At 46.2% G+C, this 20648-nt stretch carries 18 protein-coding genes; 15 read left to right on the forward strand and 3 right to left on the reverse strand.

The features are described from left to right. Position 1 precedes the first annotated feature (1 nt). Entirely contained in the window at positions 2 to 2566 is a 2565-nt protein-coding gene (locus JMA39_RS20315) for an immune inhibitor A domain-containing protein (RefSeq protein ID WP_202723713.1), read from the forward strand. Positions 2567 to 2648: 82 nt separating this feature from the next. On the opposite strand, the gene JMA39_RS20320 is transcribed toward JMA39_RS20315, so the two are convergent. Beyond that, a complete protein-coding gene (locus JMA39_RS20320) occupies positions 2649 to 3212 on the reverse strand; it encodes a chorismate--pyruvate lyase family protein (protein WP_202723714.1) in 564 nt (187 codons plus the stop codon). 153 nt (positions 3213 to 3365) lie between these two features. Between JMA39_RS20320 and JMA39_RS20325 the strand changes: the two genes are divergently transcribed. Together JMA39_RS20325 and rlmF are read left to right on the forward strand one after the other, a co-directional pair. Then, positions 3366 to 3767, forward strand: a complete 402-nt coding sequence (locus JMA39_RS20325) for a flagellar basal body-associated protein FliL (protein ID WP_202723715.1) — start codon at positions 3366 to 3368, stop codon at positions 3765 to 3767. Positions 3768 to 3824: 57 nt separating this feature from the next. Further along, on the forward strand, positions 3825 to 4952 hold the full coding sequence (rlmF, locus tag JMA39_RS20330; protein WP_202723716.1) for a 23S rRNA (adenine(1618)-N(6))-methyltransferase RlmF: 1128 nt from the start codon (positions 3825 to 3827) through the stop codon (positions 4950 to 4952). 108 nt (positions 4953 to 5060) lie between these two features. On the opposite strand, the gene JMA39_RS20335 is transcribed toward rlmF, so the two are convergent. Further along, the gene (locus JMA39_RS20335) at positions 5061 to 5966 is read right to left on the reverse strand and encodes a helix-turn-helix transcriptional regulator (protein ID WP_202723717.1); all 906 of its coding nucleotides are present in this window, start codon (positions 5964 to 5966) and stop codon (positions 5061 to 5063) included. Positions 5967 to 6010: 44 nt separating this feature from the next. After that, on the reverse strand, positions 6011 to 6841 hold the full coding sequence (locus JMA39_RS20340) for a formate dehydrogenase accessory sulfurtransferase FdhD (protein ID WP_237732949.1): 831 nt from the start codon (positions 6839 to 6841) through the stop codon (positions 6011 to 6013). A gap of 295 nt (positions 6842 to 7136) precedes the next feature. On the opposite strand from JMA39_RS20340, the gene JMA39_RS20345 reads away from it, so the two are divergent. From JMA39_RS20345 to JMA39_RS20400, 12 genes are all read left to right on the forward strand, one after another. After that, positions 7137 to 7604, forward strand: a complete 468-nt coding sequence (locus JMA39_RS20345) for a DUF3305 domain-containing protein (RefSeq protein ID WP_202723719.1) — start codon at positions 7137 to 7139, stop codon at positions 7602 to 7604. Then, on the forward strand, positions 7601 to 8248 hold the full coding sequence (locus JMA39_RS20350) for a DUF3306 domain-containing protein (protein ID WP_202723720.1): 648 nt from the start codon (positions 7601 to 7603) through the stop codon (positions 8246 to 8248). The genes JMA39_RS20345 and JMA39_RS20350 overlap by 4 nt, the downstream gene beginning before the upstream one ends. Positions 8249 to 8397: 149 nt before the next feature. Beyond that, positions 8398 to 10077, forward strand: a complete 1680-nt coding sequence (locus JMA39_RS20355; RefSeq protein ID WP_202723721.1) for a 4Fe-4S binding protein — start codon at positions 8398 to 8400, stop codon at positions 10075 to 10077. Positions 10078 to 10087: 10 nt separating this feature from the next. Further along, on the forward strand, positions 10088 to 10762 hold the full coding sequence (locus JMA39_RS20360; RefSeq protein WP_202723722.1) for a TorD/DmsD family molecular chaperone: 675 nt from the start codon (positions 10088 to 10090) through the stop codon (positions 10760 to 10762). Positions 10763 to 10934: 172 nt separating this feature from the next. Further along, positions 10935 to 11132 (forward strand): twin-arginine translocation signal domain-containing protein, encoded by a 198-nt coding sequence (locus JMA39_RS20365; RefSeq protein ID WP_202723723.1) that lies wholly within the window; start codon positions 10935 to 10937, stop codon positions 11130 to 11132. 18 nt (positions 11133 to 11150) lie between these two features. After that, the gene (locus tag JMA39_RS20370) at positions 11151 to 14000 is read left to right on the forward strand and encodes a formate dehydrogenase subunit alpha (RefSeq protein WP_202723724.1); all 2850 of its coding nucleotides are present in this window, start codon (positions 11151 to 11153) and stop codon (positions 13998 to 14000) included. A 26-nt stretch (positions 14001 to 14026) separates the two neighbouring features. Beyond that, positions 14027 to 14614, forward strand: a complete 588-nt coding sequence (gene fdh3B / locus JMA39_RS20375; RefSeq protein ID WP_202723725.1) for a formate dehydrogenase FDH3 subunit beta — start codon at positions 14027 to 14029, stop codon at positions 14612 to 14614. Between the two features lie 53 nt (positions 14615 to 14667). After that, positions 14668 to 15675 (forward strand): formate dehydrogenase subunit gamma, encoded by a 1008-nt coding sequence (locus JMA39_RS20380; RefSeq protein WP_202723726.1) that lies wholly within the window; start codon positions 14668 to 14670, stop codon positions 15673 to 15675. A gap of 549 nt (positions 15676 to 16224) precedes the next feature. Then, positions 16225 to 16422 carry a twin-arginine translocation signal domain-containing protein gene (locus JMA39_RS20385; RefSeq protein WP_202723727.1) on the forward strand — a complete coding sequence of 66 codons (198 nt, stop codon included), beginning with the start codon at positions 16225 to 16227 and terminating at the stop codon, positions 16420 to 16422. Positions 16423 to 16440: 18 nt separating this feature from the next. Further along, positions 16441 to 19296 carry a formate dehydrogenase subunit alpha gene (locus JMA39_RS20390; protein WP_202723728.1) on the forward strand — a complete coding sequence of 952 codons (2856 nt, stop codon included), beginning with the start codon at positions 16441 to 16443 and terminating at the stop codon, positions 19294 to 19296. 29 nt (positions 19297 to 19325) lie between these two features. Then, positions 19326 to 19895 (forward strand): formate dehydrogenase FDH3 subunit beta, encoded by a 570-nt coding sequence (gene fdh3B / locus JMA39_RS20395; protein WP_012275243.1) that lies wholly within the window; start codon positions 19326 to 19328, stop codon positions 19893 to 19895. 74 nt (positions 19896 to 19969) lie between these two features. Next, positions 19970 to 20648 (forward strand): cytochrome b/b6 domain-containing protein (locus JMA39_RS20400; protein WP_202723729.1); only part of this gene is annotated, 679 nt, incomplete at its 3' end.

The following is a 20648-nucleotide window of genomic DNA, read 5'->3' on the forward strand; positions in this document are numbered from 1 at the left end:
TATGAGTAATCGATTAGCAGCGACTCTTTGTACTGCACTTGTCGCTGCGGTAATTTTTCTCCCTTCACTCGTCTTTGCTGTTCCGCTAACAGGCGGTACGACCGCCGATGCCAATATTATCAACAAGGAGCAGGTTTTATATTGGTTGATTAAGCGTGGTGAACTCTCTGTTAATGCAACTGATGCTGCAAAAGAGCAGGCAATAACAGAATTTACCAAGAGAGCTTACGGAGCAAAAAAGCTGCCGTTAATTCAGGCTAAGCAGCAAAGAAAACAGTTGCAGCAAGTGAGACAACGCAGCCAATCGATGAGCTATCCACAGGCGAAGAGTTTTACTAATAAAACGGTCAAGGTGCTCACCGTTCTTATCGATTTTCCGGATCTGCCCTATAACGATAACGGCTTAAGCAGCAGTGATACTCAGATGTTCTATAGTGATTATTCGGCCGAACACTATCGTTCACTGCTTTTTTCAAAGGCCGGTTATGACGGGCCGCAGGGACAAACCCTGATGACAGGGTATCAATACTATCAAGCTGAATCGGGTGGCAGCTTCTTTTTTACTGGTGACGTAAAAGGTTGGTATCGCGCAGCGAGCGGCGCAGCCGTTTATGGTGGCAATGATCCCGATGACGATGATAGAGGGGTTTCTGAACTGGTTAAGGAGGCGGTCACAGCGGCTGTTGCCGACATGACTGAAGCCGAGTTAGCCAGTTATGATATTGAAGATCCTTTCGATCTAAATGGTAATGGCATCACAAATGAAGCCGATGGCATTATCGATCACGTGATGATTTTTCATTCGAGTATCGGTGAGGAAGCGGGGGGCGGCATGTTAGGTGCCGATGCCATCTGGTCCCATCGCTCCTTCGTCGATAATGGCAGTTATACGCTACCGGGCACCGATGTTAAGCTTTCTGGCTATACCATACAGCCAATTGATGCCGCACTGGGTGTGTGTGTACATGAATTTGGCCATGATCTGGGGTTACCCGATGAGTACGACACCACACAGTTGGGTAAAGGGGCACCCGTTGGCTTTTGGTCTGTGATGGCTGGAGGTAGCTGGGCAGGCTCACTTGCAGGCTCTTTACCAACAGGTTTTAGCCCTTATGCCCGCTCCTATTTGCAGACTATCTATGGTGGTAACTGGGTCACTGAGCAGAGTTTGCCGCTCGATTCACTCGGCTCATCTGGTTTCGATATAAATCTGGTTGAGGCGGTAAATCACGATCAGGTAAACCAGTTGTCTATTCCTGTCCCCGCTGTCGATATTGACTTTAAGCTGCCCTATAGCGGCTCATATCAGTACTATTCCGGTCAAGGCAATATGCTCAATCATGCCATGTCCTTCGATATCGAACTCCCTGTAGCGGCGCCGTTAACCTTAACCATGAAGGCTCACTGGAGTATTGAGCTTGATTATGATTTTGCGCAGGTGATGGTCAATGGGATTGCGATAGCAGGCAAACATACCAAGCCGAGTAATCTATTGAATAATGAGCGCAATATCATCACTGGCAAGTCTAGTGACTTAGCCGAAGCCGAAGGGGCCGATGCTTGGGTTGAGTTGGAGTTTGATTTAAGTCCCTATGCGGGGCGCAATGTTCAGATCTCGATCCGCTATGTAACGGATCAGGCTGTAGGTAACTATGGCATCGTCATAGATGACATCGTAATTAAACAGTCGACCGAAACCGTATTAACTGATGGGGCAGAGCAAGAGACTAACGTTGTATATGCGGGCTTTGCACGGGTAGGAGATAAGCGTCCAGGCAAGGATCGCCGTTATGTTGTGCAGCTAAGAAGCCTGCAAGGGGTCGATAAAGGGCTTCAGTCTAAGTCTTATGACCCCGGGGTTGTGCTGTGGTTTGAAAATCAGGAGTACAACAATAACGAAGTAAATAACCATCCCGGATATAGCTTAATCAGTGTAATCGATGCCGATCAGAATCTCATTGGTAGTAATGACTCCAGTGTACAGGTGAGAGACGCGGCCTTTAGTCTGTTCAATCAGTCGAGCTATTTTAATGATAATCACCTTGGTGCGGTTAAATTATTCGATGATGCCAATGATTACAGTGCGCCACTGCAGCCTGAATCGGGGACAGTTTTGCCTGAAATAGGTTTAACCATGGAGGTCATGACCCAGTCTAGCGATAGCAGTAATGCAAGGGTGCAGTTTAGGTACCGTGGCCCGATGTCACCAGATAGCAACGAGTTGAGTGTGGAAATTCAGTATAGCCTCGAAGGCAAACAAGCTAGTTTCTCTGCTGATGTGAGCGGTGGTGATGGTAATTATACTTATGCTTGGGATTTTGGTACTCAAGATGGGGTGAGTACTGAAGCCGCTCCAAGCTACACTTATGTCAGTGGGGGTAATTACTTAGTTTCACTTACCGTTACCGATGCTAGTGGCATGAGTTTTACCAACAATATCACTGTGGTCGTGGTGTCAGTTGCAGAACCGGAAAAGCCTGTAGAGAGATCATCAAGTGGTGGTAGCCTAGGTTGGTTACCACTGCTGTTCCTTGGCCTCTTTGGCCTGCGCAAGCGCAACGCTTGAGCCATAAAAAAACGCCCTAAGATGGGCGTTTTTTTATGGTTTGTTCTCTATAGCATCAGAGAGTTAACTCTGTTGTGGTCGATCATAATTTAGTTATAGCTCGTTGGGCGGCTGGCAGAAAGACTTCGCTTACGATCAACTGCTCGCTCTCATACTGGAAGTAGCGACGGCGTCCCCACAATTCTTGGCTTACATCTTGTTGCAGCGACTCCGCGAGTTTAGCTATCTTGCTACAGGCTTCGAAATGAGCCACTTCGATTCGTCCAGGAATGAACTCATCTTGTGAGTAAAGCAATTCGCCTAAGGGTCTAACCCCTAAGCCTAAAAAGTCTTGTTGTTTCTTTTGTAATAGTCGCCCAGGAATTAGGGTTCTAGCGAAGATCCATGGAATGCCATCTAGGATGAGTAACACCTCACGAACCCACATATTTTCATTGCCTAGAGCCTCCTCTTCCGGAGGAACTAAACTATCCTCACCGAGTACTCTAACCTCAAAATGGGTGCACTGCTTTTTGAGTTTTTTCGTTAAACTGCAGGTGCTTAGCAACCAGTCTTTAAAAGGTGCTGTAGGTAAGTTGGTGGTTTGTTCTGGTGAAAGCCATTGGATTGATTCACCATAAGGGAAGCTTAACCTAGTCATAGTCATCTAATTCTCGGTACAATACAGCAAACCGAAGCAGTCTAGCACGCCAGTGTCGCCGCAGGTAGAGATTGTCTACTCTGAATCGTTAGCTTGGTGTGAGAATATAGGGAATGAGAGTGCATCTCATGGAATCTCGACTAGGGAGTAAGTTAAAAGATGAATAAACTAATAGCCGTACTGCTTATAACACTGTGCAGTAGTTTTAGTGCCTTTGCTGCCGATAGTAAGCCACTCGAAGAATACGCTTATTATGGCTTTGAACCTGAGATAGTCACCAATTACATCTCAAATAGAAAGAAACTTGGTTACGTTAGGCTCAGTGTCGAGTTGATGGTTAAAAAGCCGGAACAATTAGTTAGCCTCGAGAGGCACGATCCTTTACTTAGGGCGGCAATTGTCGAGATCTTAGGTAATCAGACTGAAGATAAGGTGAAATCTTTGACTGGCAAAGAGGAGATCCGTCGTCAGTGCTATGAAAAGGTTAATCAGCTTCTAGAGCAAGAGACGGGTAAGCCGCTAGTGGTGAATCTGCTTTTCACTAAATATTTATATGACTAATTGCAGGCCAAATACCGCTGGAGCTTGCACTTTCCTCAGCGACCAACGGTATGAAAAATGACTAAAAGTTATAAGAGCAAAGCTTCAAACCTCCAAAAATCACAGCCTAGTAAGGCTAAGAGTGATAGTAAGCTTTCGATTGGTAGCAAGGCTAAGCCTCAACATTCTGTGACAGCTAAGTCTCAGCCTAGTAAGTCGTTGCACCCACGTAATCTTCATAACTCTGGCTATGACTTTCCAGCCTTAGTGGCTGTATATCCTAGACTTAAGGCTTTTGTTAAGCCGAATCCCTATGGCAACTTATCGATAGACTTTGCTGATCCACTCGCTGTAAAAATGCTGAATGCGGCGCTGCTTAAGCTTCACTATAGCGTTGATAGCTGGGATATCCCCGAGGGCTTTCTATGCCCGCCCATTCCGGGAAGAGCGGATTATATCCACTATGTCGCCGATCTACTCGCGGTTAAGAAAACCAGTAAGAAGCGGGTGCCGAAAGGCCCTCGGGTTCGAGTATTGGATATCGGTACCGGAGCGAATGTTATCTATCCGCTGCTAGGTATTCAGTCCTATGGTTGGGATTTTGTTGGTAGTGATGTCGACCCGCTCTCAATCGCCAATGCTCAGCAGGTATTTGCCAGTAATCCAGCGATCGCAGCGAGGTTCAATTCTCGACTACAAACTAACGCTAAACATGTATTCCATGGGGTGATAGAGCCAAATGAACGCTTCGATCTAACCTTGTGCAACCCGCCATTTCACGCTTCATTAGCTGAAGCGAGCGAGGGCACTGCGCGTAAGCTTAAGAACCTTGCGGCAAATAGAGCTAAATCATCAAAGGCTAAGCCGTTAGCGAGTACAAAGCCTGTTGGGACTAAAACTGAAACGCCCCTTAACTTTGGCGGTCAGAAAGCCGAGTTATGGTGTGAGGGAGGCGAATTGCAGTTTTTGCAAACAATGATTAGTGAGAGTCATGACTTCGCCAGTCAGTGCTTATGGTTCACCACCCTAGTGTCTAAAAAGGAAAACCTTAAGCCTGCAAAAGCCTTGTTAGCTAAGCTAAAGGCGGAAGAGGTGAAAGAGATAGAGATGCACCAAGGCAATAAGATCACCCGAGTGCTGGCCTGGACTTTCCTTAACCCAGAGCAAAGAGAGCTTTGGCAGCAATATAGAGACATGCAAAGTTAAAAAAACCGATGACAATGTCATCGGCTTTCTATTTTTAGTTCTATCTTGCTAAGACTCTGAGATAGATGCTAAATCAGTGTCAGCTATACTCGTTTATAGCTAATAGGGCTACTGACCGTTCCAGAGTAACTTTCCGCAATCTGTTAAATCGTAACCGCCTAGGGTTGCTGCAAGCTGCTGGGTTTGTGGCTCTGCAAGCAGATTAAACAATCTTTGTAGCTGACGTCTAAAGTAGATCCCTTGCGGCATAACGAAGTCAAAGGACTCTGTTACCAACGGCACGAAACTTAAGCCACTCTCAAGTGCAACAGACTGACAGCCAAAGCCAATATCGGCATTGTTACGGGCAATATAACCTGCGAGTTCACGCTCGCTTTGGGCAACAATGCTCGAATTTAACTCTTCAAAAGCGGCGCCTTGTTTCATTAGCCACTGCTCTAGATGTTGCTGACTACCCGCTCCAGCTTGACGTGCTACCCAGCGCCAAGATTGTTGCGACACTTTGTCCAACTCCTGACAACGGTGATGCATCTCTGGGCGCATCATTAAGCCTTGCTTACGGGTGTAGCCGTGTACCATGACCCACTGCTGATGGTTGGCATAACCTTGTAGTAATGCGGGGTGGCGTACACTCCGCTCCTCTACGCTGCCCCAATGCAGAGTACATACATCGGCGTAGCCACGAGATAGTAGATCTAGACCCAATCGTGAGCCAGTCGAGCTATAACTGATAAGCTCGCTTTTGCCCACCTGTGACATCATTCTTGCCACAAGCATAGATAATAACGGGTCGTCACTACCTGTGATATGCATTCGATCAGAGAGCATGCCGCTGTGACAGGAGTCCATTACCCACCTATCGATCAAGATCTTTGGGAACAGCCACTTGCCTGTGATTTTAGTCGCGGGAAGAATGCGATCATTAGCCATTGAGTAGACTTTCTTCTCATTGAGATCTAGGTACTCAGATACCTGTTTGGCACTCATATAGATCAGTTCAGTCGGCTCAGTCATTATTAATCCTTGTGGAGCATGCAATACTTGTTATTAAGTGGTTTTTAGGTAAGTGCATCAAATTCAACGTTTTCTGCACCATTATAGATTAAGAAGTGACGGCCCTTTGCACGGGCGATCATGGTTATCCCGAGCTTTTGTGCAAGCTCAAGCCCCATCTGAGTCGCACCGCTGCGAGATAGTACGACAGGGATCCCCATCTTAGCGACTTTAATTACCATCTCGGAGGTTAGGCGCCCTGTGGTGTAGAATAATTTGTTGTTGCCATTGTCTTGGTTGAGCCACATCTCACCGGCTAAGGTATCAACTGCGTTATGGCGGCCCACGTCTTCAACAAAGCCCACTATTTGATCGTCTTGGCACAGTCCGCAACCGTGAACCGCTCCGGCATTCTTGTAAGTTTCGTTATAGGCACTGATGTTCTTTAGCAAGCTGTAGATCATGCTCTGCTTTAATTGCGGCGTCGGTAGAGCAATATCATCTAATCCGGTCATAAAGTCGCCATAAACCGTGCCTTGACCACAGCCAGTGGTGACCGTTTTCTCAGACAGTTTCTTTTCTAAGTTTTCAACTTTTTCGCTGGTGAGAATGGCGGCTGAATTCACATCCCAGTCGACGATAACGGACTCTAGCTTGTTGATATCAGATATAAATCCTTGGTTCTTAAGGTATCCCAATGATAATGCTTCAGCACGTGCACCTAGTGTCATTAAGGTCACGATAGGCTGCCAGTTTAGATAGACAGTGAGGGGGCGCTCGCAAGCAATAAACTTATCCACTTTCTCGCCATTCTCATTTACTGCGGTAACAGCAATCGTAAGAGGGACGTCGGTGTTGGTTTTGATTAACGTTGGATTGCTTTTGTATGCAGTCATATGGCTCATCATCAATTAAAGGGGAGTAAATGCGTTTACTATTAAGCAATATCCGTACCTAATTTTAGGTGGGATAAAATTAGTGGTAGATCACATTTATTGTGGGTGAGTCGCCCTTTTATGTCCTATTGATAATTGCTATTTGGACAAAATGTCCTAGTCTTTGCGAGGAATAGTTGATCTAGTTCAAACTATTTTATTAATACTGTATGGCATATAAATTGCTTTGTTCAAGGGAGTATTTATTTCGTGGGCTTGCCATATTGGCAGCCACCTCAGGCAAGACGGAGACTGAATGCAACATACCGAAAGCCAATGGCCAATGTACGTTTCCCTTAAGAAGATAGAGAAACAAGTCGGAAGATGGACCTCAGTACAGTGGGAAGTCGACCAGATGCTTCCTGCCACGCACGCCGCACCTGAGGGTGCCTACTTAATCCTGTTAGAACTTCATAAAGATGAACGCGGCAGCTACCGTATCAATATCGATATGGATAATGCCATGCTTTATATCGTCTGTGACGAAACGGAAGAGGGGGAGTGGAAACCGGTAGCGATTTCTGCTGATCAGAATGTCGCAGCAGGTTGTCTAGAAGCCGACACTCCGGTGCTAAATATTCCAATGCCTAAGGCGATCGCTTGTTGGATTGAAGCCTTTATCACCCGCCATGGTGAAGTTGAGATTTGTGCCCACCGCCGTAAGCACGTTAATCGCCGTAAGAATGAAGGTCCTAGTACCGATCATGTGGCAGATAGATTATGAGTGGTTTCTTATCCCGCTGGAATTTGCGAAAGCAACAAGTAGAAGCTGAAGGCGAAGCAGAAGTCGCCGCGGCCGAAGCTGCACAGAAACAAGCCGAAGAACAGGCGCTTGCTGCGCAGCAGCAAGCAGAAGCTGAGCTAGCATCTCAGGCAGAATCAACATCAGTTGCTGATGAAACTGAAGTGAAAGAATCGGCTGATAAGATTTTAACCGCCGAGGATCTTCCTGACCCAGAAAAGATTGAAGTCGGTGGTAGTTTTGCTAGCTTTATGGGGGCTAACGTTGATCCCGCTGCTAAGTCTGCCGCGTTAAAAGCGCTCTGGAAACAGCCTCACTATAGTGAGATAGACGGTTTGCTTGAATACGCGCTTGATTATAGTAATCAACCTAAGCTGGCTCCAGATGTATCGGCTGAGCTAGCTAAAAAAGTCTTCCGTCACATAGTGAAAGATGAAGACGAAGAACAGGGCGATAAAGAGGAGATTGAAGCGGCATCAGATGAGATGATTGCTGCTGAAAATTCCGGTCAAAATGAACGCCTTAATGATGCAGATTCTGTATCGGACATTTTGGACGCTCATCAAGATGAGCTGCCCCAAAATGAACCAGAAAGCAGCGACGTTTCCAATGGCAAAGTTGTTTAACGTCACTATAGAGTGTTTTTAATTCCACAAATTTGGTATGTGAATTGCTGTATTAGATAGTAATAAAAAGCTGACGCTAATAAAAAGAGCGATAAAAAACAGCGACACTAATATACAGAAGCAGCCAAAGAACTGTTCAGGAACGCAATGTGAGCAATAGTGAAACACAAGTTGGACTCAAAGAGGTTCGACAGAAGGTCCTTGCTGGGACTCAGGTGATTCAAAACCTGATCCCGCCGACCGTTAGCTACACCACCGAGGGTAATGTTCTCGTTATCGGGCCAGAAGATTTGGCACGCTTAGCTGCAGATAAGTTATCTAGTATGGGACAGTGTGCCATTTTGGCCAATGAGCCTATCACTAGCCAAGATGAGGCCCACTTGGAAAAAGTAATGACAGCCGCAGAAAATGTGGAAAGTTATTACAACAAGCTTATTGAAATCAAAGGTTTCTTAGGCCAGTTCCAAGTTAAGGTTGAGCATGATAATGGCAGTGCCGAATTAAGTACTGTTGCGATTCGTAAAGCCCACTTCGACCTTATTCTTGACCTTAGTATGAGCCCTTGTATCAACCTTGAAATGTTGCCTCCAGGCTATTTCTACGTGGGTCAAGATCAAGCTAAGTTGGATGAGGCGCTTGAGCAGCTTCCAAGTCTCGTTGGTCAGTTCGATAAGCCGCGCTATGTAAAAGTAAACAGCGAGCTGTGTGCTCATTACCGTAATGGTAATGAGGGCTGTAACCGCTGTTTGAACTTCTGTCCTGCCGATGCAATCGCTAGCGTAGACAAGATGATCGAAATAGACCCTTATCTATGTCATGGTGCGGGTAGCTGTACTAATGCGTGTCCAACAGGCGCGATTAGCTATGATCTGCCGACGCCATTGGCGATGCATACTTATCTACAAAAGCTAGTGACCAGCTTCCGCTCTCAGGCGCAAACTGCACCAGTGATCCTTTTCCATGATATGGGTAAAGGTGCGGAGCTGATAACTAACGCGTTAGCCGGTGAGATCATTCCGATTGGGATGGAAGAGATCACTGTAGCGAGCATGGACCACTGGATGTCGGCATTAGCATGGGGCGCTCGTCAGGTGTTGATCCTGCAAACCGATGCCACCGCGCCAACATTAACTCAGATGCTACATGGTGAGCTTGCGTTAGCGAACGATATTCTCGATGAGATGGGTCAGCCGCAGCGTATTAGTCTTATCAACGAAGCACACCTAACGGAAACGGGTGCAAAAGAACTATCTGAGCTGCTTATGACTAGCGCGAGTTGGCCAGTCATTGTTCCTGCTGAGTTTGCTGCAACGACTAAGCGTGAAACGATTTACAACGCGATCGATCATCTAAATGAGCAGGCAGCATCAGTCGATACTTGCCTTTCCCAAAGCAATATTCCATATGGCCAAGTTAGCGTTAACACTGAGAACTGCACCCTGTGTATGTCTTGTGTGGCAACTTGTCCTACGATGGCATTGACCGATGGCGGCGATCTACCAGCACTGCATTTTGTTGAACAAGACTGTGTGCAGTGTGGCCTATGTGAGACTGCTTGCCCTGAGAAGGTCATCAGCTTAACGCCTCAGGTCAACCTTGATAAAGCTGCGCGTCAAGCACGTCAAACTTTGCATGAAGAAGCCCCGTTTGAATGTATTACTTGCGGCACGCCGTTCGCAACGCAATCCATGGTTAAACGGATGTTAGATGTGGTGGGAACCCACAGTGCCTTCAGTGCTAACACAGACCGCTTAAAAATGTGTAGTGACTGTCGAGTAAAAGACATGTTTGAAGACATTCTTCAAGATCCTGAAAAGCAACTGCGATAAGAGTTTAACCATGACCGAATTTGTAAGAGAAGTTTCAGAAAACGATCAGTTAAGAGCCGATATTTATCAGTTGCTAGCTGCATTATTGCGTCGTCAGCCAAGCCATGAATTGCTTGAGTTCTTGTCAGGCTTAGAGATTGATGCAGATGATGACAGCGACATGACTAAAGCATGGGTAGGCCTAAAATTGGCTGCTCAGCAGTTTAGTGATGAACAGCTTGAAGATGAATATTTCAACGTATTCTTGGGTGTGGGCTGTGGTGAAATTCTGCCATACGGCAGTTGGTTTATGACAGGTTCATTGATGGACAAGCCATTAGCCTTACTACGTAACGACCTTATGCAGCTTGGTTTTGAGCGTGAAGAAGACGTTAAAGAACCAGAAGATCACGTGGCAGCGCTTTGTGAAGTGATGGGCACCTTGATCTTAGAAGCTCCTGGCTATCGTCAGCTTGCTTTCTACCAGCGCCACATGGGCAGTTGGATTGAGCGTTTCTGCGATAACTTAGCCAAGGCGCCGAGTGCAGCATTTTATGCAACGGTAGCACAGTTGGCTAAGGCATTTTTCGTTATCGAAGCCAAAGAGTTTGAACAGTTGAGCTTAAACATTCCTGTTAACTGTCCTGGCAGTGAAGCAGAAAAGCCGGAAAAGATTGAACCTTCTACCAATGAGTTAGCGTCTTAAGCGCTATCGGTAGAAGTTTGAATTTATGTCAGTTCAGCGCTTGCTGTTAATCGATTGGCTGAGCTGACATAGACAAAAAATGGGATTCTTCTGAATAAGAACCCAACAAGAACTGGATAGAGAATTTAACAGTAACTTCCTATCTTAATTTTAGTAAATCTAAGGAGACACTATGAAGAAGCAAGCTTCCGACATGAGCCGTCGTCAACTGCTTAAGGCATTGGCTATCGGTGGTGCGGCTGGCGCAGTTGCAACTGCAAGTGGACAAGCTCTTGCCGCACAACCTGACGCCGCACCTATCGCGAAAAAAGGTAGCGGTTATCAAGAGTCTGACCATGTTCGTAGTTACTACGACACATTGCGCAGTTAATAATTAAAGGAGAGTGTGATGCGATTAAACCGCAAAACAGACCAAGCTGTCACAAGTGATAAGGCAGTATTAGGTCTAAACCGTCGCCAATTCCTCAAGTCCGCGAGTCTCGCGACAGGTGGTATTGCAGCGGCATCTATGCTTGGCGCAGGTATGATGCGTAAAGCAGAAGCTAAAGATATTCCCCACGACGCCCCCACCGAAACTAAACGTACTATCTGTTCTCACTGTTCTGTAGGTTGTGGTGTTTATGCCGGAGTTCAAAACGGCGTATGGACAACTCAGGAACCAGCATTTGATCACCCATTTAACGCGGGTGGACACTGTGCAAAAGGTGCGGCCTTACGTGAACATGGTCACGGTGAAAAGCGTCTTAAGTATCCAATGAAGTTAGAAGGCGGCAAGTGGAAGCGTCTTTCATGGGATCAAGCGATTGAAGAAGTGGGTCAACAAGCACTAGATATTCGTAAAGAATCGGGTCCAGACTCTGTATTCTTCATGGGTAGTGCAAAGTTCTCTAACGAACAAGCATATATGTACCGCAAATTTGCGGCAATGTGGGGCACGAACAATGTCGACCACTCAGCACGTATTTGTCACTCTACCACTGTAGCCGGTGTTGCAAACACTTGGGGCTATGGTGCGCAAACCAACTCTTTCAACGACATTCGCAATGCAAAGGCGATGATGTTCATCGGCTCAAACCCTTGTGAAGCTCACCCTGTTGCTATGCAACATATTTTGATTGGTAAAGAGCGCGGCGCAAAAATTATTGTTGTCGACCCTCGTTTCACCCGAACTGCAGCTAAGTCTGATGAGTTCGTGCATATTCGTCCTGGTACGGATATTCCTTTCATTTATGGTTTGTTATGGCACATCTTCGAAAACGGTTGGGAAGATCAAACCTTTATCGATCAACGTGTATACGGCATGGAACGTATTCGCGAAGAAGTGAAGAAGTATCATCCTGCTGAAGTTGCCAATATTGTTGGCGCAACCGAAGAGCAAATGCGTCGCGTTGCTAAGTTACTTGCTGAAACTAAGCCAGGCACTATCGTTTGGTGTATGGGTGGTACTCAACACCACGTAGGTAATGCTAACACACGTGCATACTGTATCCTGCAGCTAGCCTTAGGTAACATGGGTGTATCTGGTGGTGGTACTAACATCTTCCGTGGTCACGATAACGTACAGGGTGCAACAGACTTTGGTCTATTGTTCGATACCCTACCTGGTTACTATGGTCTTAAGACAGGATCTTGGAAGCACTGGTGTAACGTTTGGGACTTGGATTACGAGTGGGTTAAAGGCCGCTTCGACCAAGAGCCGCGTCTAGGCCAAGATCCAATGACTTCAACGGGTATTCCGTGTTCTCGTTGGCACGATGGTGTACTTGAAGACAAGTCTAAGATTGCTCAGAAAGATAATATCCATATGGCTTTCTTCTGGGGTCAATCAGTTAACACCGAAACTCGTGGTCGTGAAGTGCGTGAAGCATTGAACAAGATGAAAACTGTTGTTGTTGTGGATCCATTCCCAACCATGGCGGGTGTCATGCACGAGCGTACTGATGGTGTTTACCTGTTACCTGCATGTACGCAGTTTGAAACCTACGGTTCAGTATCAGCGTCTAACCGTTCACTACAATGGCGTACCAAGGTTATCGAACCGCTATTTGAGTCTAAGCCTGACCATGTGATCATGTACAAGCTAGCCAAGAAGTGGGGCATCGATAAAGAGTTCTTCAAGCATATTAAGGTTAATGGCGAAGAGCCGTTGATTGAAGATATTACTCGCGAATTTAACCGCGGCATGTGGACTATTGGTTATACAGGCCAGAGCCCTGAGCGTTTGAAGATGCACCAAGAAAACTGGGGCACTTTCGATATCCAATCACTTGAAGCGCCAGGTGGTCCTGCTAAAGGCGAGACTTATGGTCTACCTTGGCCATGTTGGGGTACGCCTGAGTTTAAGCACCCAGGTACCCAGATCCTGTATCGTACCGGCCGTGAAGTGATGAATGGTGGCGGTAACTTCCGTGCTCGTTATGGTGTTGAACATGACGGCGTTAATATCTTGGCTGAAGGTTCTTACTCTAAGGGCAGTGAAATCAAAGATGGTTACCCAGAGTTTACCGACAAGATGCTGAAGCAGCTTGGCTGGTGGGATGACCTTACTGCTGAAGAGAAAGTTGCTGCTGAAGGTAAGAACTGGAAGACAGATATCTCTGGTGGTATTCAGCGAGTAGCGATTAAGCATGGTTGTATACCATACGGTAATGCGAAAGCACGTTGTATCGTTTGGAACTTCCCTGATGATATTCCATTGCACCGTGAGCCGTTATATACGCCTCGCCGTGATTTGGTTGCTAAGTACCCAACATACGAAGACCGCATGGTTGCACGTCTACCTACCCTGTATAAGACTATTCAGGAGAAGGACTTCGCTAAAGATTTCCCACTCATTATTACGACTGGACGTTTGGTTGAGTATGAAGGTGGTGGTGAAGAAACGCGTTCTAACCCATGGCTTGCTGAGCTGCAGCAAGAGATGTTTATCGAGATCAATCCAGCAGATGCTGCCGATCGCGGTATTCGTGATGGTGATAACGTGTTCGTTCATAGCCCTGAAGGTGCAAAAATCACCGTTAAGGCTATGGTCATTCCACGAGTTATACCAGGTGAATGTTTCATGCCATATCACTTCGCAGGTGTATTTGAAGGCAAGAGCCTAGCAAAGAACTACCCAGAAGGCACAGTTCCTTATGTTATTGGCGAAGCTGCTAATACAGTAATGACCTATGGTTATGATGTTGTGACACAGATGCAAGAGACGAAAGCGAGCTTGTGTCAGGTCAGCAAAGCCTAATTAACTTGATGAGGAGATAAGCCATTATGGCAAACATGAAATTTTTATGTGACACCAAACGCTGCATCGAGTGTAACGGTTGCGTCACAGCATGTAAAAACGCTAATGCTTCAGCTATTGGCTGGGGTATTCAACGTCGTCGCGTAGTTACGCTAAATGACGGTGAGCCGGGTGAAGCGTCAATCTCAGTGGCATGTATGCACTGTACCGATGCACCTTGTATGGCAGTTTGTCCAGCAGATTGCTTCTATCGTACTGATGAAGGCATCGTCTTACATAACAAAGAGACCTGTATTGGTTGTGGTTACTGTTTATATGCATGTCCTTTCGGAGCGCCACAGTTCCCTAAGAAGAATGCATTTGGTAGTCGCGGTAAGATGGATAAATGTACTTTCTGTGCCGGTGGTCCTGCGCCTGATTTCTCGGAAGAGGAACGTAAGCTGTACGGTGCGAACCGTATTGCAGAGGGTAAGCTTCCTTTGTGTGCAGAACTGTGTGCGACTAAGTCGCTATTAGCGGGGGATGCGTTAGTTATTTCTAATATCTTCCGTGAACGTTCTGCCGCACGCGGTGCACCAGAAGCGCTTTGGGGTTATAAACCAACAACTGGCTAGTCTGGCTGAATAGGACTGTAGGCCTTGGCTTACAGTCCGATAAAGGAGTGAATATGTTTATGAAATCACTGCGCAGCCTATTTGCACTGCTAGTAATTCCATTGGTACTTTCAATGGGGTTGGGGCTTAGCGCTTCAGCAATGGCAGCGGATGGCCAAACGAATCAGCAACAAGTTGCAACCAATGACGTCGATCTTTGGCGTGCAGTTAAGGCTGGTGATTCGGGTTATACCACTGCAAAAGGTGTTGAGACTGGTGTGCTAATCAATGTCGTGGGTAACGAAGGTAAAGATGTCCGCAATGAGTATTTAGTTCCTGTGATGGGGATTACTGTTGTCGGTGTTTTTGCTGCATTCCTATTTTTCTATTTAGTGAACGGTCCCTCTAAGTTAAGTAAGGGCTTTTCAGGAAAAATGGTCTTGCGTTGGTCTAAAGCAGATCTATGGATCCACTGGGTATTGGCGACCTCTTGTTTGGCGCTGATCTTCACGGGTCTTAATATCATGCTAGGCAAGTACATATTGCAACCTTACATCGGTGAAGGTCTATGGGCTGGGCTGATTTATGGTAGCAAGACAATACATGATTGGATTGGGCCGGTATTTATCGTGTCTTGGATCTTATGTGTTGTTAAGTGGATGCCGCTGCAAACCTTCAAGATGTATGACTTAAAGTGGTTCTTAGTGGTTGGCGGTTACGTCAACTTCGGCCCATTCAAAGGCAAGCATCCTGATAGTGGATTTGCTAACGCTGGTGAGAAAATGTGGTTCTGGACATTAACTATTTTCGGTTTATTTATTGCCGCATCTGGGTTAATGCTTGTATTGCCAGGTTTAGATCTGCCACGTGAAGCCTCTATGGCAGCACTGTTAATCCACGGTATTAGCGCAATTATCATCATCGCATTTACTATCGTCCATGTTTGGATGGCAACGGTATTAAGTGAAGGTGGTATGGAGTGTATGGTATCGGGTTATTGTGATGAAAACTGGGCAGTCCAGCATCACAACCTTTGGTACGATGAATTGAAAGATAGTAATGGTATCGTCTATAAAGATTAGCATTAACTAGACTATCAAATAGAAAGTGCCTCGATTATCCCATCGGGGCATTTTTATTTCTGAAAGTAACGATAAGTTGATAGCTAAAACCTCGCTTTAATCAAGTCCTTATCAGTATTACCATCCCCGCAATCAGGTTCGTTTGTATAAAAACCATCTTTTAATAGTACAAATGTTAATAATTGGCATTAATAAAATAAGCAGTACTAATGAGTTGTAATTGTTAAATTTTTATTAACTCGCTCTGCGGTTTACTTTGGTGTTTTTTAGCAAAATATACCCTCTCGGCTCCAGTAAATCTGCGCTGCTTAACAGTTTTGCCAAAATTCTGGTTAAAGTGGAAATTTAACCGTATTCAGATCAATTTTTTACATACTAAAGTTCTTTATATTACTCGGGCTATTTTGTTGGATATCCCTAATAAGTAAACGCTTTTTACATTTGAAACATTTGGTTAACGGTCATTTGGGGTTCATTGTAAATGCTAGCATTATGTAGGTTTATCTTAAGTTTTTATAACCAGAGTATTCCTTTCTACCAGGAGTAAAAATGAAGAAGCAACAGCCTGATCTGAACCGCAGATCTTTGCTGAAAGCACTGACTATCGGTGGCACTGCAAGTGTCGCTATCGCCGCCACTGGCGTAAGTGTTGCTCAAGCAAGTGAAAGTAAAGTCAGTTCAACCAATGACAATGGCTATCATGAAACTGCCCATATCCGCAGTTATTACAATAGCTTACGCGGCTAGTTTAGGAGAATTTAAGCGATGAAGTTAACTCGCAAATCCAACGCGGCACCAACCGTAGAGAAAAAAACTCTAGGTCTGAGCCGTCGTCAATTTATGAAGCATGCAGGTATCACATCTGGTGGTATCGCAGCCGCTTCTTTGTTGGGTGCTGGCATGATGCGTCGTGCAGAAGCCAAAGATATCCCACATGATGTACCAACTGAAATTAAACGTACTGTATGTAGTGCGTGTGCAGTAGGTTGTGGTCTTTACGCTGAAGTGCAAAATGGCGTTTGGACTGGTCAAGAGCCTGCTTTCGATCACCCATTCAATGCGGGCGGTCACTGTGCTAAAGGTGCTGCACTGCGTGAACACGGTCACGGTGAGAAGCGTCTTAAGTACCCAATGAAGCTTGTTGATGGCAAGTGGAAGAAATTATCTTGGGAGCAGGCTTTCAACGAAGTTGGCGACCAAATGCAGACCATTCGTAAAGAGTCGGGTCCAGACTCAGTTTACTTCATGGGTAGTGCTAAGTTCTCGAACGAAGGCTGCTACATGTACCGTAAATTTGCGGCAATGTGGGGCACGAACAACGTCGACCACTCTGCACGTATTTGTCACTCTACCACTGTAGCCGGTGTTGCTAACACTTGGGGTTACGGTGCGCAAACTAACTCTTTCAATGATATCCAGAATGCAAACGCAATCTTCTTCATCGGCTCAAACCCGGCTGAAGCGCATCCTGTTGCCATGCAGCATATCTTGACTGCGAAAGAGAAGAACAACGCTAAGATTATCGTGGTTGATCCACGTTTCTCTCGCACTGCAGCTCACGCAGACCTTCACTGTGGTCTACGTCCAGGAACTGATATTCCATTCATCTACGGCATGCTATGGCATATCTTCGAAAACGGTTGGGAAGATAAGACATTTATCGAACAACGTGTATTCGAAATGGACACTATCCGTGAGGAAGTGAAGAAGTTCCCACCAAAAGAAGTCGCTAACATCACTGGTTGTAGCGAAGAAGAAGTTTATCAAGCGGCTAAGCTAATGGCGGAAAACCGTCCAGGTACAGTTGTTTGGTGTATGGGTGGTACTCAGCATCACGTTGGTAATGCCAACACTCGTGCTTACTGTATCCTTCAGCTAGCCCTAGGTAACATGGGTGTGTCTGGTGGCGGTACTAACATTTTCCGTGGTCACGATAACGTACAGGGTGCGACTGACTTAGGTCTACTGTTCGATACGCTACCGGGTTACTACGGTCTTAAGACGGGTTCTTGGAAGCACTGGTGTAACGTTTGGGACTTGGACTACGATTGGGTTAAGGCACGTTTCGACCAAAACTCATACCTAGGACGTATTCCTATGAACACGCCAGGTATTCCTTGTTCACGTTGGCACGATGGTGTTCTAGAAACACCTGAGAAGCTAGCTCAGAAAGACCGTGTTCGCATGGCATTCTTCTGGGGCCAATCTGTTAACACTGAAACTCGTCAGCGTGACGTACGTGATGCACTAGATCAGATGGACACTGTAGTTGTTGTGGATCCATTCCCAACAATGGCGGGTGTTATGCACCGCCGTAAGAATGGTGTTTACCTTCTACCCGCTGCAACTCAGTTCGAAACTCAAGGTTCTGTGTCTAACTCAGGTCGTAGCCAGCAGTGGCGCGAGCAGGTTATCGAGCCTCTATTCGAATCTAAGACTGACCTTGAGATCATGTACCGTCTATCTCAAAAGCTTGGTTTTGCTGATGAGTACACTAAGCGTATCGCTAAAGACGCGAACGACGTTCTAGTTATCGAAGACGTGACTCGTGAAATTAACCGCGGTATGTGGACGATTGGTATGTCAGGTCAAAGCCCTGAGCGTATCAAAGAGCACACAATGAACTGGGGCACATTCAGCAACAAGACGCTTGAAGCTGCTGGCGGTCCTGCTAAGGGTGAAACTTACGGTCTACCTTGGCCATGTTGGGGTACTCCAGAGCAGAAACACCCTGGTACACAGATCCTTTATAACACAAACAAACACGTACTTGAGGGTGGCGGTAACTTCCGTGCTCGTTACGGTGTTGAGTATAAAGGTAAGAACCTACTTGCTGAAGGCAGCTACTCTAAAGGCGCTGAAATCCAAGATGGTTACCCAGAGTTCACTGCTGACATGCTTAAGCAACTAGGCTGGTGGGACGACCTTACTGCAGCTGAAAAAGCGGTAGCAGAAGGTAAGAACTGGAAGACCGATATCTCTGGTGGTATTCAACGTGTTGCTATGAAGCACGGTTGTATTCCATTCGGTAACGCTAAGGCTCGTTGTATTGTTTGGACTTTCCCAGACGAAGTACCTGTTCACCGTGAGCCGTTATATACGCCACGTCGTGATCTTGTGTCTAAGTACCCAACTTATGCAGACATGCAAGTACACCGTCTACCAACTCTGTACAAGACTATTCAAGATAAAGATACGGCGGCTAAGTACCCGCTAGGTCTTACTTCTGGTCGTCTAGTTGAGTACGAGGGTGGTGGTGAAGAATCTCGTTCAAACCCATGGTTGGCTGAACTTCAACAAGAGATGTTTGTTGAAATCAACCCTGCCGACGCGGCTGATCGTGGTATTCGCGATGGTGACACAGTATGGCTAGAAGGTGCTGAAGGTGGTCGTATTAAGATCAAGGCAATGGTCACTCCACGCGTTAAGCCTGGTGTAACTTGGATGCCTTACCACTTTGCGGGTGAAATGCACGGCGAAAGCTTAGCACCTAACTACCCAGAAGGTACGGTTCCTTACGTTATCGGTGAATCGGCTAACACTGCATTGACTTATGGTTATGACCCTGTGACTCAGATGCAGGAAACCAAAGCATCGCTATGTCAGATCACTAAAGCCTAAGTGCAGAATTAGCTAGGAGAATTGCCAGAATGGCTACAATGAAATTTTTATGTGATACCAAGCGTTGCATCGAGTGTAACGGTTGTGTCACAGCATGTAAGAACGAAAACGACTCTGCTCTAGAGTGGGGTATCCAACGTCGTCGCGTTGTGACTATCAATGATGGTGTTAAAGGCGAAGCGTCTATCTCAGTAGCATGTATGCACTGTAGTGATGCACCTTGTATGGCTGTTTGCCCTGCAAACTGTTTCTACAAGACTGAAGATGGCATCGTACTTCACGACAAAGATACCTGTATCGGTTGTGGTTACTGCCTATACGCCTGCCCATTTGGTGCGCCACAGTTCCCTAAATCAGGTGCGTTTGGTGCTCGCGGCAAAATGGACAAGTGTACTTTCTGTGCCGGCGGCCCAGAAGAGAACTTCTCTGATGCAGAGCGTCAGAAGTACGGTGCAAACCGTATTGCTGAAGGTAAGCTACCTATGTGTGCTGAGTTGTGTGCAACTAAGTCACTACTAGCGGGTGATGCAGAGGTTATCTCTAATATCTTCCGTGAGCGTGTTGCATACCGTGGTTCTAACAAAAATGTTTGGGGCTAAGCCTTAAACATTGAGTTAGTCCATAACGCTGCAAGCTGTCTATGTTAGATAGCTTGCAGCAATCAGGAGATGATATGAACAAATGGTTCAAACACATAGGTGTGGCAATCGCACTGTTCTTCAGTGTGTCAGTATTTGCTCACGCAAGTGACAAAGTAGGTGACACCATTGAAGTGAATAATGGCCAGATCTGGGCTCAGCTTAAATCTGGCGAAGATGGCTATACGACTTCAACAAGTGAGTTCCACGGTCAAGCAATCAACGTGTATGACCTACGTGTACTCGAGTTGCGTAGTGATATTCTTGCTCCAGCTATGATGGCTGCCCTTTTCGGCATGATCATCATCTTTGTACTGTTTATCAAAGTGAACGGCATTTCTAAGCTGCACGGTGGTTTCTCAGGCAAGTTGGTATACCGTTGGTCTAAGTTTGACGTATCGATTCACTGGCTAGGTGCTATTCCTTGCTTGCTATTGATTCTGACAGGCTTAACGCTACTTGCTGGGCGCTTCTTCTTCCAGCCGTACATCGGTGAAGGTCTTTGGGCTGGTCTAGTTAACGGCGCGAAGCAGGTCCACGACATCATGGCGATCCCGTTCATGATCGGTTGGGCACTTATGACTGTACTTTGGGCTAAGAACCAGATGCCTAAGATGTATGACCTTAAGTGGATGATGGTTGTTGGTGGTTACATCAACTTCGGTCCATTTAAAGGTAAGCACCCTGACGCTGGTTTTGCTAACGCGGGTGAGA

The sequence above is a fragment of the Shewanella schlegeliana genome, from assembly GCF_016765635.1.
In the GTDB taxonomy this organism is placed as follows: Bacteria; Pseudomonadota; Gammaproteobacteria; order Enterobacterales; family Shewanellaceae; genus Shewanella; species Shewanella schlegeliana.

Coding starts and splice junctions, on each gene's coding strand:
- JMA39_RS20345 (WP_202723719.1), top strand. CDS start 7,137: ATGCAACATACCGAAAGCCAATGGCCAATGTACGTTTCCCTTAAGAAG.
- fdh3B (WP_202723725.1), top strand. CDS start 14,027: ATGGCAAACATGAAATTTTTATGTGACACCAAACGCTGCATCGAGTGT.
- rlmF (WP_202723716.1), top strand. CDS start 3,825: ATGACTAAAAGTTATAAGAGCAAAGCTTCAAACCTCCAAAAATCACAG.
- fdh3B (WP_012275243.1), top strand. CDS start 19,326: ATGGCTACAATGAAATTTTTATGTGATACCAAGCGTTGCATCGAGTGT.
- JMA39_RS20340 (WP_237732949.1), bottom strand. CDS start 6,841: ATGACTGCATACAAAAGCAATCCAACGTTAATCAAAACCAACACCGAC.
- JMA39_RS20370 (WP_202723724.1), top strand. CDS start 11,151: ATGCGATTAAACCGCAAAACAGACCAAGCTGTCACAAGTGATAAGGCA.
- JMA39_RS20315 (WP_202723713.1), top strand. CDS start 2: ATGAGTAATCGATTAGCAGCGACTCTTTGTACTGCACTTGTCGCTGCG.
- JMA39_RS20380 (WP_202723726.1), top strand. CDS start 14,668: ATGTTTATGAAATCACTGCGCAGCCTATTTGCACTGCTAGTAATTCCA.
- JMA39_RS20325 (WP_202723715.1), top strand. CDS start 3,366: ATGAATAAACTAATAGCCGTACTGCTTATAACACTGTGCAGTAGTTTT.
- JMA39_RS20350 (WP_202723720.1), top strand. CDS start 7,601: ATGAGTGGTTTCTTATCCCGCTGGAATTTGCGAAAGCAACAAGTAGAA.
- JMA39_RS20390 (WP_202723728.1), top strand. CDS start 16,441: ATGAAGTTAACTCGCAAATCCAACGCGGCACCAACCGTAGAGAAAAAA.
- JMA39_RS20335 (WP_202723717.1), bottom strand. CDS start 5,966: ATGACTGAGCCGACTGAACTGATCTATATGAGTGCCAAACAGGTATCT.
- JMA39_RS20320 (WP_202723714.1), bottom strand. CDS start 3,212: ATGACTATGACTAGGTTAAGCTTCCCTTATGGTGAATCAATCCAATGG.
- JMA39_RS20385 (WP_202723727.1), top strand. CDS start 16,225: ATGAAGAAGCAACAGCCTGATCTGAACCGCAGATCTTTGCTGAAAGCA.
- JMA39_RS20360 (WP_202723722.1), top strand. CDS start 10,088: ATGACCGAATTTGTAAGAGAAGTTTCAGAAAACGATCAGTTAAGAGCC.
- JMA39_RS20365 (WP_202723723.1), top strand. CDS start 10,935: ATGAAGAAGCAAGCTTCCGACATGAGCCGTCGTCAACTGCTTAAGGCA.